We start from the raw sequence: 16,725 nt of genomic DNA, 5'->3' as shown, positions 1-16,725 counted from the left end.
TCGGTAGAATAATCAGGCCTCCGTCTTTTTCGTGCCGTAGGTACGAAACTATCAACCATGTTTAGCCATTTATCAATACTTATCCGATCTGAAAAATTCAATAGTGACGTACCTATGGCACGTAAATATTTTTTGACCTATTTCTACCGACATTCAACCCCTATGGGGTTTTTCTAAAACATGTGAACAGCCCTCGCCCGAGGGGATGGTATACCCCCCCCCAAAAAAAAAATACCCCAAAGATGCTATATAGCATTTTTAAACAACGGCCTACTTTAGTTTCAAGTTAATGCCGTAGCCTTTACACTATTTTGTTGTCGCTAATTTCTAAAAGATAAGTGCTGTTTGATGTGGATAACAGGAGTTGAATTATACGGTTTGAAAACGCTGTTGATTTAACTCCTATTGATAAATGAAGCATTTCTGTAAGTTTTGTAAAGGTAACACCCTTAAAATACTGCTTGCTTTTGCCGTATTAGCCTGTGTAAGGCCCCGCGTGTTTGCGCAGGACTTAAGCAATATCCAGAATGCCAAACCGGTAACCATAGGAGGCGCATTCCAGGCCACAGGTATCGGYTATGGGGCCGAGGGTATTGCCGATAGGCGGCAGCCCTTTAACTACCTGCTCAACGGCGATCTTTTCTTTAATTTTTATGGTGTGGTTGTCCCGGTAGGCTTTAGCTATACCAAATCGCAATCAACCTTTGTGCAGCCTTTTAACCAGTTTGGTATCAGCCCAACCTATAAATGGGTTACCCTGCACGCGGGTTACCGCAACGTTGAATTTTCGCCTTATACGCTGGCGGGGCATACCTTATATGGCCTGGGTGCCGAACTTCATCCCGGCAAATTAAGGCTGGGGTTTATGTATGGCCGCTTAAATAAGGCAACCACGGTTGATACCACATCGGGCGCATTGGTGCCGTATTCGTTTTCGCGCAAGGCATACGCCGCAAAGCTGGGTTACGGTACCGAAGCCAACTTTTTTGAACTGAGCTACCTGCGGGCAAAGGACGACAGCACATCGGTAAGCAGGAATGGGGTGCCGGTTACCAGCTATGTAACACCTGCGGCAAATACGGTAGCCGGGTACGAAACCCGTTTTACATTTTTCAAGCATTTGTTTTTTGAAAGCGCGGGGGCCCTAAGCCTGTACACCCGCGATTTAAATTCGCCCATTAAAGTAGATACTTCCAAAAACAGCCTGCTTAAACAGCTTAAAAGCTTTGCCGATATAAACGGCACCAGCCAGTATTTTACCGCCCTGAACGCCGCTATGGGCTACCGCGATAAATATGTAAGCCTGAAGGTAGTTTACAAACGCATCGACCCGGAATACCAAAGCATGGGTGCGTATTATTTTGATACCGATTTGGAATCATGGTCGATAGCGCCAAGTTTTAACTTTTTTAAAAACAAGGTGAGGCTGGCCGGTAACCTGGGTTTTCAGCACGATAACCTGCTGCATCAAAAACGATCAACCAATAAACGCGTTATTGGGGCCGGCAATATGAACATCGAGTTCAGCCGGTCGTTTGCTATTGATGCCAACTACAGCAATTTCTCCAACGATCAAAAGCCCAATACGGTTAAATATCCCGATTCGCTGCGTATTGTGCAAACAACCAGTAATATATCTTTCACGCCCCGTTACACCATCATCACTGCCGATCATGTGCATGTAATCAGCATCACCGCTGCCATGAGTAAACTGAATGATTTAAACAAGATCATCACCAGCCAGCTTACCACCAACCGCAATGTAGATACCAAACAATATTTTATTACCTACGCGCTCACCTTTACCAAAAAAAGCCTCGGCCTGGTATTCAATGTAAACCGGACTGATTTAACCAGCCCCGAAGCAAAATATACCTACCAGGGCGTAACCCTGGGCACCTTTGGTTCCTTTTTTAAAACAAAGCTGCAGGCCAACGTGAATGTATCGGCTATGCAGGGTATTACCAACCAGGGTAAAAGCCTCATCATAAATGGCTCGGGCGGTTTAACCTACCGGGTAAACAGGCTCAACTCGCTTAAATACGCGGCCTTTTACACCGGTAACAACCCGGCGCCGGGCAGTACCCAAAAATCAACCAGCGAATACAGGAATGAACTTAGCTACCTACTTAACTTTTAAGCACATGAAAAAGAAATACAATTTACTTAAAGGATTAATAGCTGTAATGCTGGTAGCCGCGCAATGTGCGGCGCATGCACAGGTAACTATAAGCACCCAGGTGTTCCCACCCTTTCGCGCACATTTAACAGATTACTCATCGCACCCCGAGCAAATGCTTATCACCGTCATGAATACCGGTACCAAAACCTTACGCATTCAGCTGCGGGGTAATGTTACCGGTGATAATGGGGTAGAGCTGCGGGTAAGCTCGACCTATAAAAGCAAAACTCCGATAACATTAACTGCCGGCGGCATCAGGGTAATAAACGCCGGCGATTTGCCTTACTTTTTTGATTTTACCAAATTTGTATACACCGGCTATACCCAAAGCGACTTTTTCAGGGTAGGCGGCCTGCCCGAGGGCAATTACCGCTTATGCCTGCAGGCATTTGACTACGATACCAACGCCGTACTAAGCGGCAGCGATCCAACCGGCTGTAGTAATGTGTTCACGGTAACCAACGTTGATCCACCTGTAATAACTGCCCCTTATGACGGGCAGCAGATCATCGCCCTGGCAGCCAATATATTCACCATCAACTGGACAACCCCCGCAGGTGCGCCGCCATCAACCATGTACAACATTCGTATTGTGGAGGTATTGGGCAACAAAAACATCAACGATGCTGTGATGAGCGCCCAGCCGCCCTATTTGTTTGATAAGCAGGTAATGGGCAACACCTATGTGTACAGCCCCGCCGACCCGGCACTTACCGAAGGCCGGCAATATGCCATGATGATAACCGCTATCGACCCTAATAATACCGTAACATTTAAAAACAAGGGGAATAGCACTATTGTAGGCTTTACCTATAAAGCCCCAATGAAACTGTTAAACGCGCCGGTAATTACCTCGGCGCTTGATGTGGCTTCCATCCCATCTCAAATCACGTTTACTACAGATGGTACCCCCATACATAAAACGCTCAAACTTCGTATTGTAAGTGTTGATGATGGCCAAACACCTGCCGACGCTCTGGCTTCGGTAAACCCTACATTTGTATTCGAAAAGCAAATAGCGTTTGACCAGATAACGCCTTACCAGGACAAACAATATTATCCAAACCTGGTTATTGACGGTCATCCGGCTATGTTTTATGATATAGCCTTGCCACCATCGTACAGAGTATCGTACATGTATCGTGAAGGCGATGGGTTTCATACCATATACCTTACGGCAATTGGCTTTCCTGCAGCAAAGCAGGGCGCTAAGTTTGCCGCGGTAGTACAGGAGATAGATCCTGACAACCCTGTAGCCATTATCAACAACGGTATGAGCAGTATCATGACATTCAGAAATGGCGATCCGTTAAGCATCGTACCAACTATGAGCTTTCCTGCCGATGCATCTACCCTAACAACAAGCGGCATTCAGCAAAGCTCCGCAGGTTTTTACATGAAAATGGCCGATCCTAAATGGCCTTATGCGGGTATGGTATACAATTTGAAAGTGGCCGAAGTGCCCGACGGGTTTACACCGGAAATAGCTATGAAAAATGCCACAGGCTATGTCTTTTCGGCCCCTATTAATAATTCGACAGGTACCTATCAAATTTTTTTTAAATATAGCCTGTTAACAAGCGGCAAAAAGTACGCGCTACAGGTACAGGTGGCCGATACCCGGAACCAATACATTATGGCCAATAACGGTTATGGCCCGGTAACCAGTTTTACATATCAAAACGTTCAGCCGGTAGCTATTACTACATCTGCCGATTTGACGAATGTGACCATGTTTAAAGACTTTCATGATAATCCGCAAAAATTTAAGGTAACCATCACCAATAACCAAAACACAACGCTTTATTATGCCACAACACTGCGTATTTACAAGGATGGAAACCAAATAAGCCAGGGCACAGCCGCTAATACAGCCGTATTACCCGCCGGTCAGTCATACACTTATACCGGATCTGATTTTTTTGGCTCTCAATCAGACCTGGTTTCGGGTGCCTACCAGGCCGTTGTTGAATTATATCCGCAGAAAGACGCTGGTCAAAAGTACGGCACTGGCGTATCGGCAACAAATACCACTACACTTGCTTTTCCTACCAGCTACAACATACCCTACACGGCTGTTCCGTTGCTTAGCAGCCCAAACGGTGATATTACTTTAACGCCGGGCGATGGTATGGCCATTGCATGGGCTACCCCCGATGGTATATCGGCAGCTACAAAATACCGTTTAAAATTACGGCAGGATAAGATATTGCTTGATACTACCATAGCAGGCAATACTTATCAGTACGCGCAAAGCAAGGGGCTGTTAAAATCGGGCGTTAATACAACTATAAACGTGCAGGCCATTGACCCTAACAATACTTTTGCCTTTACACATGATGGGTTGGATGTAAATTTGAAATGGGCACAGCTTGCGGGTGCGCCAGATGGTTTAGCTTACCATGTACAGCTTTTGCAGGGAAAAAATGTGATAAGGGATACCGTTACCCGGTTTAAAAACTTTTTAATCCGGCAAAACGCAGGCACACTCGTTAAGGGGACACAGTATACAGTAAAATTATGGGGCGTTGATGCAGCCGACACGGCGGCTATAGACTGGGCGGGAATGACTACCAAAACATTTGTTTATACCCAGGCTGCTTATCCGGCTGGATATACCAATGTTAATGGAACAGTCAGGCTAAATTCCGGTGCCCCTTTGGCCAATACAAGTATCGCCATAAACGCAACTATTTACACTTTTACATACGCGTCAGATCGCGATCGGTTCAACGGCTTTAGCGAGGACATGCTGAACCGGACGGAGGCCGACAGGGAATATTATATGGGTTTCCGGCTGTCTACCATGGTAGTAGGCACCGCGGTAACTGACGGGCAGGGCCATTTTTCAATTAAATCGCCAGATTTGGCTACGCTGAACGGTAAATTCGCGCGGGTTTATATGAAACCGGTATCCAACAGCGATGTTATCAGCCTGCGCGACACCACTGTGGAACTTGTGGCGGGAGCTAACAATAGTATGGGCGTTTTAAGAGCCTATAAGTTTGGCGAGCAGTACAACAGTACCTTAACAGGCACCGTTAAATTTGCTTTCAGGCAAACAGAAGTTTCGGCTACCGGCGGCGACTATAATTTGCCGGGTACGGTTACTTATCCGCTGGCAAATACCAGGTTTAAACTGCGCATGTTCACCAAAAAGTTTACCCAACCCGCGGTTTGGGACTGGTATGTAAACCACCGCTCGGAAGATGATGTTACACGGTCTAACCAGCAGGGGCTAAGCACAACCGATGAAGAAATTGGCGAAGTAACCACCGATGACAAAGGGAATTTTACAACAACCATATACAACAAAGCCAATTTTGATAAGGTAAATTACATTGCGCTTGATGACTGGCCCGGCGTGTTTTACTATAAAGTTTACCTGGTAAGCACCGATGGGCGTTTTATATTACCTGTAGCCCAAACAACCTTGCAGGCAGCCGATAATGTAAGTGTAGGTACGCTTACAGCCCTGGCCAATACCTACAGGTTTACGCCTACTATTGCTGATGGAAAAGGTACCTCCAACGCCGACGGGCACATTGCCTTGTACCGGAAATCGGACTTTTACACCACCAACACCAATTTACAGGCTGAAGGTAACCTAAGTGTAAAGGCTACGGCAGATACTGTTATCAATGGCGATAAATACCGCAAAATAGGTATTACCACGCCCGGCAAATCACTCAACGGTTTGTTTTACAATACCAGTACAGGCGATGAGTATAAGGTTATTGTAAGCGGCGCAAGGTATATTACCAATACAGCCACCATGAGCTATTCAGGTAAAGGTACCACCGCACCAACACAGCCCGATAATTATGCCGCCACGTATACCATGAGCTATACGCAGCCAACATTTGCGGGCCATGTTACTAAATTCATCAACAACGTTAAATACCCGGCTGCCAATGCTGTAGTGCGCGTGGCGTTACCGGGGGGCACGCTGGGCAGTAATACCGATATTTTGGTAAGTACTGATGAGTCGGGGTATTTTAAAGCCACCTTGCCTGCGGATTCTATTGGGTTTTATTCGGCAAACTCGCCGGCGCATCCGTATTCCATCCGCCTGGCCGATGACACCGATCCGCTGGGCAGCTTCCGCGATACCCTAGTTATCAGCCAGCCCGGCCAGCAGCGGATAAAAGATGCCAGCATATTTATACCAACGTTTACGGTATCGGGCAAAGTGATTGATCAAAAAAATCAGCCTTTGGCGGGTGTTATGGTGCTTTCAAAAACGCTGGGGCGGTCGGTAGTTACCAAATTTGACGGCACATTTACCCTGGGTTCGCAAAATGGGGCCGATACGCTGATATTGAGTAAAACATCATGCAGCACCAACAGGTTAGGCATCAACATCAATGGTGCCAACCTTGCCCTGCCCAATATTACCCTAAGCAGGCTCAGTTACCCGGTAAACATCACCGTAACCGATAATAACAACGCGGCTATTGCGGGTGCTGTCATCAGCATATCAAATGCTACCGGCGGCAACTATACCACCAACGCGCAGGGCGTTGTAGCGGTAAGCACATATGATAGTAACCCCGAAATAGATATAGCCGGCCCGGCCGGAAGTAATTATGTTAATGCCCAGGCGGGCCCGCAATTAGATGCCAACGCGGTTACCAGCTTAAAAATTAAACTGGATCATGGGGTTGTTATCAGCGGTAAAGTAACTGCCGATGCCAATACCGTGGCGCGTGCACAGGTGGCCGTAGATGGACTGGAATACATAAAAGCTGCAACCGACAATGCTGGCAAATACAGCATTAACATCCCCAAAGGGAATAACCTGCTAAAGGCTTCAAAGCCAGGCTTTGTAACCGATAACAAACCCGGTAATTATGCTGCCGATCAGTCGCTTGACTTTAGTTTAACAACAGCGCCTGCAAGCTTAAAAACCTTGTTAGGTTATCCAATACAAATTGATGCCATTGCCGATAATGGAGGCAACAAGATCATTAGCGGCTCATTTGTAAATGTGCCGGGCAATAGCACGTTTTCCGTTAAAGCAGGTACGGGAATCAAATTTCATAATATCGAGGTAGGGGTGGTTAATGGCATATACGCACCCATAAAAGGCGATGTACAAACCGACGAAACATCGGTACCTGTAAAGGCTTTTGGCTACCTGCCCCTTAACCTCACCAACGGCGGCAGCCAGGTAGTTATAAGCAATGTAAATAATGGCCAGTCGGGCGTAATCAAAGGCGATTTGAAGGTAGACTATGCCACCTTTATCCCTGCCGATGCCGGTACAATTATCAACAGCGATGCGCAACATTTTGTATTGGCCAACCAGGGCGGTACCGGGCAGGTACCAGTTTTCAGCACAGCTGCCGATGCTGCTAATAGCACTACACTTTACCTTAAAGCTGCTACCACAGCCCAGCAACTTACATTGGCAGGCTTTAAAGTTGCGGTTGATATGCCCAACAGCACCATTACAGCCAACGGGATCCATTACATTGGCACGATGAGTTTAGCAACTGTAAAGGGTATGGGCAACAGTTCCCTGGCTTTAGATGATATACAGGTTGATACAACCGGGCACGTAAGCAATGTAGTTGCGGCTTATAACGCCGGCTTTGATATTTTTAACTGGAAGGCCAACGTAAGTAGTGTTGCCTATAATGATAACGGTTTTACTTTTGGCGGCAACCTGAAAGTGTTCCTGCCATCATCGCAGGCGTTTACACAATCCATAGCATTTACAGACATGGTGATAACTCCCGACCAGATTTTTGGCGGCAACTTGCAAATGCCCGATGATGGTATTGATGTGGTAGGTGCCGCCAGCTTTAAGCCGGGCAGTACGCCATTCAGCTTTGGTTTAACATCCGATGGCAGCGCGTATTATTTAACGGGCTCGGGATCGTTAAGCGTTGCAAAATTGTTTGATGATTTCAAGATCAACGAGTTCACCATTCAAACCGATGGTAAGTTTTATGCCGATATCCCGCTTGATTATAAAAAGGATTTTGTGGGCCTTGGCAAAATGCATGTTACCGGAATTAAGGTAAATACCATTAATACCCCAAGGGTTGATATTTTGGGCGAATTTGAGTTAAGCGCCATCCCTAATTTTAAGGCAACGGTTGGCAATGTACACTTTGGGCAGGGCAAAACCGTAAGTGTTGATGAGTTAGGCATTGAAATGGATTTGGCCAGCATTGGCAAAACAGAACTTAAAGTAAAATACGTTGATAATGCCGATACCACAGGTTTTGAAGGATCGGGCAAGTTTGGTATTACCACACTTGGCTCATCTGATGTTGGGTTTAAGTATTACAAAACAGCGCAAGGCCTTACGGTTGGCGGTAATTTTATGGCGGCTACCAGGATCCCGCTGGGGGTAACAGGCTATTTTATTACCAGCGTAGGCGGCGGCTTTACCTTAGGCCCCCACAGCGATTGGACGGTAACCATTTCAGGCATTATCCAGGCCGGGCTTAACGCATCGTTATCAAAAACAACGGTTAACCTAACGGTAGCGCCGGGACCGGTAATAACGGGTACATCAGAAACTATCATCAAGCAAATGGCAACCATAGATGGTAATATAGTGCTTGATATCCCGAATAAAAAACTAAACATTGATGTTACCGGTAAAATGGACCTGGTGCCCGGTCTGGCATCTACAGCCGAGGGCTGGATAGTAATAAGTGTTGACCCTAATGATGCTTATTTTTTCCTGGGGGCGCAGGTTGATATGAATACCATGGGCGGCATACTATCCAACAAGGGCGAGTTTTATGCAGGCGTTAACGTTGATATTACCAAACACAAAAGCGATTTAAAGCAGTATTTTGATAAAATGAACCAGAACGACCCCGTTTTCGCCAATAATATCTTCAATGGCTTTAGCGGCAGGGTAAGCAGCACCACTTCCAAAGATTTTAGCTACAATTTTTATATAGCCAGTATAAGCGCTCATCTTAACTACAGTAATTATGGGTCGGTTTATGGCAATATAGGCGCAAGTCAGTACGGTTTTAACCTGGGTACCAAATGGGATATCGGCGGAAGCGCCAGCGTTGGGTACGATGTTTTTAGCGCCACGCTTAGTGTTGGGGTTGATTTTGGAGCCAACCTTACCGGCACCTACAATTCGGCAACCAACCATTTATCGCTGGCTGCCAAAGGCAACGCGGGCTTTCATGCCAATTACAACAGCAGCGGCTGTTATAATGGGATAGGAGTAGATTGGGATTGTTGTTGTTGGGGAATTGTATGCTGGCCAAGTGGTTTAACGGTGGGCATTTGCGCCAATGCCAGTATGGAAGTTGATGTTGATTCAAGTTCAGGGGTATCTGTTAAAATATAATCAGTATGAAGCGTCAAATCATGAAAATAAATAGGATCCTGGTTGTCATTTTGTTAATGACCGGAAAACAGGTTTTTGCGCAGTATGCAAACAGCACTATACCGGTTTACAATTACCGGGGCAACCCAATGATATTGTTTTCGCAAGATAACAAAACCACTGTGCAGCTAAGCCGTGCCATTGGCGATACAATAAAAGGCTTTACGCCATTGCAGGTGCCGCAAATGGCGGCAACCATGCAGCAGTTCAGGCTTATTGCCGGCAGCATACTTACCGATACCTTAAAAAGACGGTTAAAATTGGCTACCGATGCGGCCTTATGGAATCATCTTAAAGCCAACCACGATTTTAAAAGTTACGGCTACCTGGCATTAAATGGCGGCTTTTTAAAGGCCATGGGCGTAGCGCTGAATGATAGCATTGGCACACAGCCAACCGGTACAACGGTGTACTATAAATTAAAGGTATCCGGCACGGTTAAAACTACATTTACCGGAACCTATATTGTGGGCGAACCGGCGAGGTTTGAAAAACCAAAACTTAAGCTACGTAAACTCCAGGATGGTGTTATCAGCTTAAAATGGGCTTATAAGCCTATATTCCGGGAGCATGTGCCGCTTTTTGCAGGGGTGTATTATTACACTGCCGATGGAGGTTTCCAGGCCCTGCCTTCAAAAATAACATCTACCATAACAGCCGACTCGGTCTTTTTTACCTATGTAACCAAAGCGCGGCCCTTGCGGTTGAATAAATTTTTTATCCGCCCTGCCGATTTGTTTGGCAACGAAAGTGTAGTGCCATCAGATACCGCCACCCTTACGGTTGCCTATACCGGGCATCTGCCTGTTGTTGAAGGCCTAATGGCCCACAGCAGTGTTAAGGGCATTACGCTGGAATGGAAACATATGGAAGAAAACACCGGTGCCATCGGCATCGAGGTGCAGCGCTCGTTAAGCATGGCAACAGGGTATAAAGTAATTGATACCGTTGCCGCGACAGCAACTTTGTATACCGATGATAAGGTTAAAACAGCGGTCCCATACTACTATCGTTTACGATCGGTACGTGACAAGGATACCAAAAACGACCAGGTATCATCATACACCACCGCTGTGTATATGGATAAAGGCAAACCCGATGCACCTTACGCCCCAAAAGCGATAGCCACGGCCAAAGGGATACGCGTGGCCTGGAAAAAGGTGGCCAATGCCGATGGTTATTACGTATATCGCTCGTTAACAAGTGATGACACTAAGCCCGAAACCATCTCGCACCTGCTGGCGGATACTGCCACATCGTTTTTGGATAACGCGGCCAACCGCAGCAGCCGTACCGATTACTATTACACTGTTAAAGCCATCAGTAAAAGTGGTATCGAAAGTGATTTTTCGGCACCGGCAACAAGCCGGTTTGTAAACGGCAAAGATTTTATTGCCGCCCCGGCGGGTTTGCGGCTTAGCGTAAAAGGTAAAATTATACACGTGGAGTGGCAGGAAAATAAAAATCCGGATGCCTACGTGGTGGGATATGCAATATATAAAAGAAAGACATCTGCCAATAACCCGCCATTAACTGATGCCGCCAGCCAGCCGGCCACCACTACTGCGAAGCAACTGTACTTTACCAGGGTTGATCAAAGTAAAATCGGCCTAAAGGCAACTTATTACGATGACAAACAGGCAAATGATGGCGCTTACGAATATGCTGTAGCCACGGTAGATGCCTTCAGCAAGCAAAGCCCTTTATCGGCCATAGCCTCAACTGCTTTTTTCGCTAAAAACGCCATAGTAAGGCCGCCATCAAAAATGTTTGCCCGGTATATTGTGGATGCCGTAGAGTTAAAATGGGAACCATCTGACGAAAGTACCGCCGTTACCTATGCCATATACCGCCGGGCTGTCGAGGATAAGGACATGGTAAAGCTGGCGCTGTCAACCGCGGGAGATAATACTTACTTAGATAAAACCGCCCTGAAACAAAAACTTTATGTTTACCAGTTGAAAGCTGTAAAGGATAATTTGGAAAGTAAAGAGGGAATTGAGAAGACGGTAAGGACATATTGAGTTTTCCTGTTCCCTTAAGAACTCTCACCCTGGGCACTGAGGGTTGCAAAACAAAATCGGGAATTTATACGATAAACTTGTATAGACCCTCGAGGAGCTCGATCGAGCGTGGTGACAGAAACGATGAGGTTGCAGACCGAACGACAGTAGTAATCACACATATATACATGAAAAACGTTTGCCCGGCAGTTTGCACACAAACGCACATCGCAAGTGTACATCAGTCATAGGGAGCGGGCGCTCGAATGGCTTTTAAACGCTACAACTATCAAAATTTAGGCTAAAAAGCCTGTCTTTTTGTACCCTGTTGGCTGAAGTCAGGCGGCAATTAAAAGAAATTATTTAATTAGAAATATGACCTTAATTTATTGACTAAAATAATATATTTGGAGTATAAACCTTAACCGCGATGACCAAACTGAAAGTGCCAGGCCCGAAACATAAATTACAATAATATCCCCGATAACTTTTACCTCGTCTTATAATATCGAGTTTGGAATAATAGAACGCTTAAATAAAGCAAGATTTTTATTCGTTTTTTATTAAAATTCAACAAAACGTCATGATGAAACAATTACTTCTTTTATTAATAACTGTCCTTATGCCTTTGGTGAATCTTGCGCAAGACTTAACCGGAGTTTGGGAAGCGAAGATAAAAACAGATGGAAGGGCGTATACTTACAGCGTTAACCTCTCAAAATCAAGCGTGAATCAATATACAGGGGTACTATTTATAAAACAAACCAGTGTTGGCCGAACTATCTCTGCTGGTTATGGCAGTACAACTACTATTAACATCGGAGATATGTTTGAAAAAAAACCAACTGTAAAAGCAGGGATTACCGCTTTATTTGCAAATGGTAAGTTAAGCCTGCATGTTATTGAAATTTTTGAAACCCAAGGAAATGTAAGCAACTGGCATGTTGGCGATATGTGGCTCGATTATTCAAATGCAGGAAATGCTGCAAAATTAATATCAATGCAAAGCTCTAATCTGGAATTTACAAAAAAACGCGAAGAATTTCCCGCTGAGTATACCGACTATTTGAGCAAGCAGGCTGCGAAGTTTGACGCAGTTGCATACTGGAATGCCAAAAACGATAATCAACAGAGGAGTGCATCTGGCGGAAGTGTTGATCAAAACGCAAACATTACTACAAATAATTCAGAGCAATCAACCAACCTGCCAGCTAAAAAAGAGAATGCTTATACCGCAAGCCAAAATGTAATTTATGACCATAATTCTAATTCAACTCAGTCGGCAAGTCAATCTGCGAGTTTATCAGTTTCTCCAAAAAACCATTTCAATGAGATAAAAGGAGTGTGGGAAATGATACAGAATGCAAAGCCTGTTCAAATTGATAATCCCGAGTTAAATAATCAAAGATCGAGGGGAGTTTGTATGTCAGGAAATTGCGTTACTGGTCATGGCTTAGCTGTCGGTTGGCATAGACAATTTGAAGGAGAATATGAAAATGGCATTACTGTCAGAGGTGTCATAACTGATTATAGTGACGGCGTTTGCCAAATTAAGGGGTTTGATGGTGATATTGAAATTAACGTTATCGACGGACTTCCTAAACTTTCGAATCATAAAAATCCGGAGATGGGGCTCAGTTTAGATGATATCATTTATTTTCAAAACATGGTGTTTAAAAACTTCCAACATGTCGGAAATTCTGGCGATGTGCTGATTGAAATAAATGATTTTACAGTAAGCACCACTACTCATCTCAACCACGAAACACGCTATACCATTGGCGGAAATGTTTATGATACACGCTGGGTAGATAAAACTGAGGAACACAAGGTTAACGGTTATAAAAATATTTTTGCCCACAATGTTTATGTACGGGCTTATTGCAAATCAAGGGTGTCGGATTTTAAACTAAAAGATAACTCCATTAGTTATTTCGATAGGTCGATAGTTTTAGCACCAGATCAAGGCATGGTTCGGGTTGATTTTAATGCAGATCATAATGATAACCGCAGGGTAATTACCACAGATACGTTATTTAATATGACCTCTGATAACGCCGATAAAAAAGGTTATAGCGAATACACCAATTACGAAGGACTTTACACAGATGATGTTCAACGGCCAACCATCAATGACAGGCATATCAGTGACATTGAAAAGAAAGTTAATATCAGTTTAGGGGATGATAAAGCAAAAATAGATGTGCAGGCCGGTAAATACCTGTCCATGACTGCCGATGGTACAGTATTAATAAACCCTGTTTTAGGGAGCTGCGACCCAAATGGCCTTGGACAAAATGTTCAATATAGCTATTTCCGAGACTTTCCGGTTGGTGCGCTATTATACCGTATAGGCGGCGGAAAATGGCATGTGCTTGGGAAGCAAGTTCGCCAGCAAATTTCTAAGTCGGGTAGGTTGGAGTTTTTTATTAATGTCGGAGATACTTCTGCAAGCCGGGGTTCGTTTATTACGTCAGTTTCTGTAACTTCAAATTAAGGTTTAATATAGAATAATATAGGCTTGCGGGTCGACGTGCATGCATGTTTGTGCTTCTCTGTATATTTTAGATGAACCGTTATTGGCTAAATCATTATTTTCCCGATATGATAACGCGCTCGATGGCGCAAATGCCGGAGCTTGATTCGATTGAGGCCGCCGCGAATGAAGCTGGTTTTAAGATGATAGGGACGGAAAAATATTTTATAAATGATGGCCTGCAGGACTTGTTCCTGTATTCCGGAAAAAATAAGCCCGCATTTTACCTGGATGAAGAAATAAGAAAAGGCATCTCGTCATTTGCGGAATTAGCCAATATCAACGAGGTTGAGCAGGGGACTTTAACGCTGAAGGATGATATCGCCAGAGGTGAGTTTGAATTGATAATGGCAAAGTATGATAACTCAATGGGCGATTATTTATTCATTACCTTGCAAAAATGTTAATCCACCAACCACCCTTAAATAAGCAAACAGGTCTTTTTCATGTAAGCGAGCAGCCCGGTATCCAGTTATTTGAGCCAAGGCCATCGCCGTCGTATTTCCCCTGGATAAAAGGTGACGTAGTGTTTTCCATTGATGCCTCCTTACTACACAACTACCTGTTGCCGCGCGACTGCCCGCGGGTTACTTTTTACCTTAATACCGAAACTTCGGGGGCAGATAAGGAAAGATATATGGGAAGTACTACGGCCGGTCATGTCGTGGTTGTTGAGTCAGGCTGGTATCAGCGAATCGTAGAAACTAACTTATATTGTTATGAATTAACTGCGGATGGTTTTACACTCCTTGATGCCTGTGCGGGCTATTATATCTGCTATCAGCCGGTGGTGCCCACGTCGGTTACGCTGGTAACCGATATCATTGGCGAATTACTTTGCCGTAATATCGAACTGCGTTTTATGCCATCGCTTATTCAACTGGCCAACGATGTAAGCAAATCATCGCTTAACTTTTCAAATATCCGAATGAGGAATGCTAAATAAACAGCGGCGGCTGCCTGATACTATTGGGTTAAGCAAAAATAGAGGTGCAAATAATAACTAATTTTGAACGCTGGGCACCGAAGTTTCTTTCTTCAGTGCTCGATATTTAAGTTGATCTTAAAGAATTATAAAAAGGTGTCGGTGCCGTACAAAGCCATCTCCAGGCTGTTATCTAAATTGTAGATGTCGATGAGGGTTATTAGTTCGCCATCTTTTATTTCGCAGGTTAAATAGGTGATTTTGATGGGCATTGGTTTTTTAAGGTAGATGTTTTGCTTAAAGTAGGTGTTCAGCCCTTTATCCAATGCCTTGATCTTGTCGGCCGAGTCATCATTTTTTAACAAAAGGGTTGCAAACCTGCGCGCTTGTTCAATGCGGATACAGCCGTTGCTTAAAGCCCGGTTCTTTTTTGCAAATAACGATTGCTGCGGAGTATCATGCAGGTATATTTTATAAACGTTATCAAAACGGAACACCACCAATCCCAGCGCGTTGTCGCAGCCTATGGTTTGCCGGGCATAGTATTGCGCCGGGCTGATTTTTATTTTGGCTAAATTAGCCGGGGTTGGTTCAATAAATTCGCCGGCCTTGTTGTATAATCCGTAGTGATTGTTATCCAGGTATGCGGTGTCGCCGATAGCATTTGGCAATACGGTAGCGGTGAACATTGCTGCTGGTACTTTCCACTCCGGAGCAGTTGTTAAATAGGTTACTGCGCTTTGCAGGGTAGGCGTAGGTGTTTCCGGCCTGCCCACAATCACCTTAAAATTACAGGTTGAATCTTTAATATGCAGTTTTAAGCTGTACGATGGAATATTGATGTGGATGTAATATTTATCATCGGTGTTAACCCATCTCAGGCGTTCCATATTAATGGCAATCTTGCGTTTCTGGGCTTGCGGAAGCTCGTAACAATTATTTTGGCGCAGGCCTTCAAGTAGATACAGTTTTCGCCTTAGGTCTGCATATTCCGGCATGGTTGGCTGGGCTGCGGCTAAGGCCGTTATTAAGTTTTTTTGCAATAGGGCCAGCGCCAGGATTTTATCAGCCATAAAACCGGCATCAACCAAAGCGTCAATTTTGTTTGCCGGGTATTCCGGGTTTAGTTTTCCGTAGTGCAAGTTATTTATCAGGTTGATGATGGCATCGGTTAACATAATATCAAATAGGGCCCGTTGTTCAAGCCGTACCTTTTTTAGGGTATCCAAAATATTATGTAATTGATTATTAGTTAATTCTTTAGGATGGTAGTCGGCATGTGAAAGCCCGAATTGTAAAACGCAGTCAATCAGCTGAATAGCCTGCCACGCCGACCCTTCATAATTTTGTGGTTTTAGCCATATAGGCATAAAGCCCTCCTGCGCATACATCCGGCTTACCGATTTGGGATAGTATAATTGCAGCCTCACATCCTTATCGGCCAACTGCTTTTTAATTTCTTTACCCAATAGGCTATCGGCCGGGTTACTGCTGTTATTGGTAGCAAACGCGACTTTAGCACTGGTACCTGATAGCATGAATATGGTTAAGCCTGCCAATAAAATGCCTTTGTTAAATTTCGATTTCATGCCAATTAAGTTATGCTGTAAAAATCGCTAATTGAAGACCCGGAAATAATGACTTCGGGCATCTTTTGACCTGATTTTAAGCACGATAATGCCCATGAAAAATAAAAAAGCGCCC

Annotated in this window: 7 protein-coding genes; 6 read left to right on the top strand and 1 reads right to left on the bottom strand. The window is 44.6% G+C overall.

Going from position 1 to position 16,725, the window contains the following annotated elements:
* Nucleotides 1-412: 412 nt before the first annotated feature.
* From AC1DU2_RS03505 to AC1DU2_RS03480, 6 genes are all read left to right on the top strand, one after another.
* Complete coding sequence (locus AC1DU2_RS03505; protein WP_477382805.1) at nucleotides 413-2,140, top strand: hypothetical protein; 1,728 nt, start codon at nucleotides 413-415, stop codon at nucleotides 2,138-2,140.
* Between the two features lie 4 nt (nucleotides 2,141-2,144).
* Nucleotides 2,145-9,518 (top strand): hypothetical protein, encoded by a 7,374-nt coding sequence (locus AC1DU2_RS03500; RefSeq protein ID WP_477382804.1) that lies wholly within the window; start codon nucleotides 2,145-2,147, stop codon nucleotides 9,516-9,518.
* A 20-nt stretch (nucleotides 9,519-9,538) separates the two neighbouring features.
* Complete coding sequence (locus AC1DU2_RS03495; RefSeq protein ID WP_477382803.1) at nucleotides 9,539-11,581, top strand: fibronectin type III domain-containing protein; 2,043 nt, start codon at nucleotides 9,539-9,541, stop codon at nucleotides 11,579-11,581.
* Nucleotides 11,582-12,143: 562 nt separating this feature from the next.
* Nucleotides 12,144-14,057, top strand: a complete 1,914-nt coding sequence (locus AC1DU2_RS03490) for a hypothetical protein (RefSeq protein ID WP_477382802.1) — start codon at nucleotides 12,144-12,146, stop codon at nucleotides 14,055-14,057.
* Between the two features lie 107 nt (nucleotides 14,058-14,164).
* Nucleotides 14,165-14,503: a hypothetical protein gene (locus AC1DU2_RS03485; protein ID WP_477382801.1), complete on the top strand. Its 339-nt coding sequence runs from the start codon at nucleotides 14,165-14,167 to the stop codon at nucleotides 14,501-14,503.
* On the top strand, nucleotides 14,497-15,042 hold the full coding sequence (locus tag AC1DU2_RS03480; protein WP_477382799.1) for a DUF6886 family protein: 546 nt from the start codon (nucleotides 14,497-14,499) through the stop codon (nucleotides 15,040-15,042). The genes AC1DU2_RS03485 and AC1DU2_RS03480 overlap by 7 nt, the downstream gene beginning before the upstream one ends.
* Nucleotides 15,043-15,167: 125 nt before the next feature.
* Here the strand turns inward: AC1DU2_RS03480 and AC1DU2_RS03475 are convergent, their stop codons facing one another.
* Nucleotides 15,168-16,610, bottom strand: coding sequence for a L,D-transpeptidase scaffold domain-containing protein (locus AC1DU2_RS03475; RefSeq protein WP_477382798.1), 1,443 nt, complete (start codon nucleotides 16,608-16,610; stop codon nucleotides 15,168-15,170).
* Nucleotides 16,611-16,725: the final 115 nt, after the last annotated feature.

Source organism: Mucilaginibacter sp. P4_C11, from assembly GCF_056402115.1.
The sequence above is the reverse complement of the archived record's forward strand: the minus strand, read 5'-3'. Positions and strand labels throughout refer to the sequence as shown.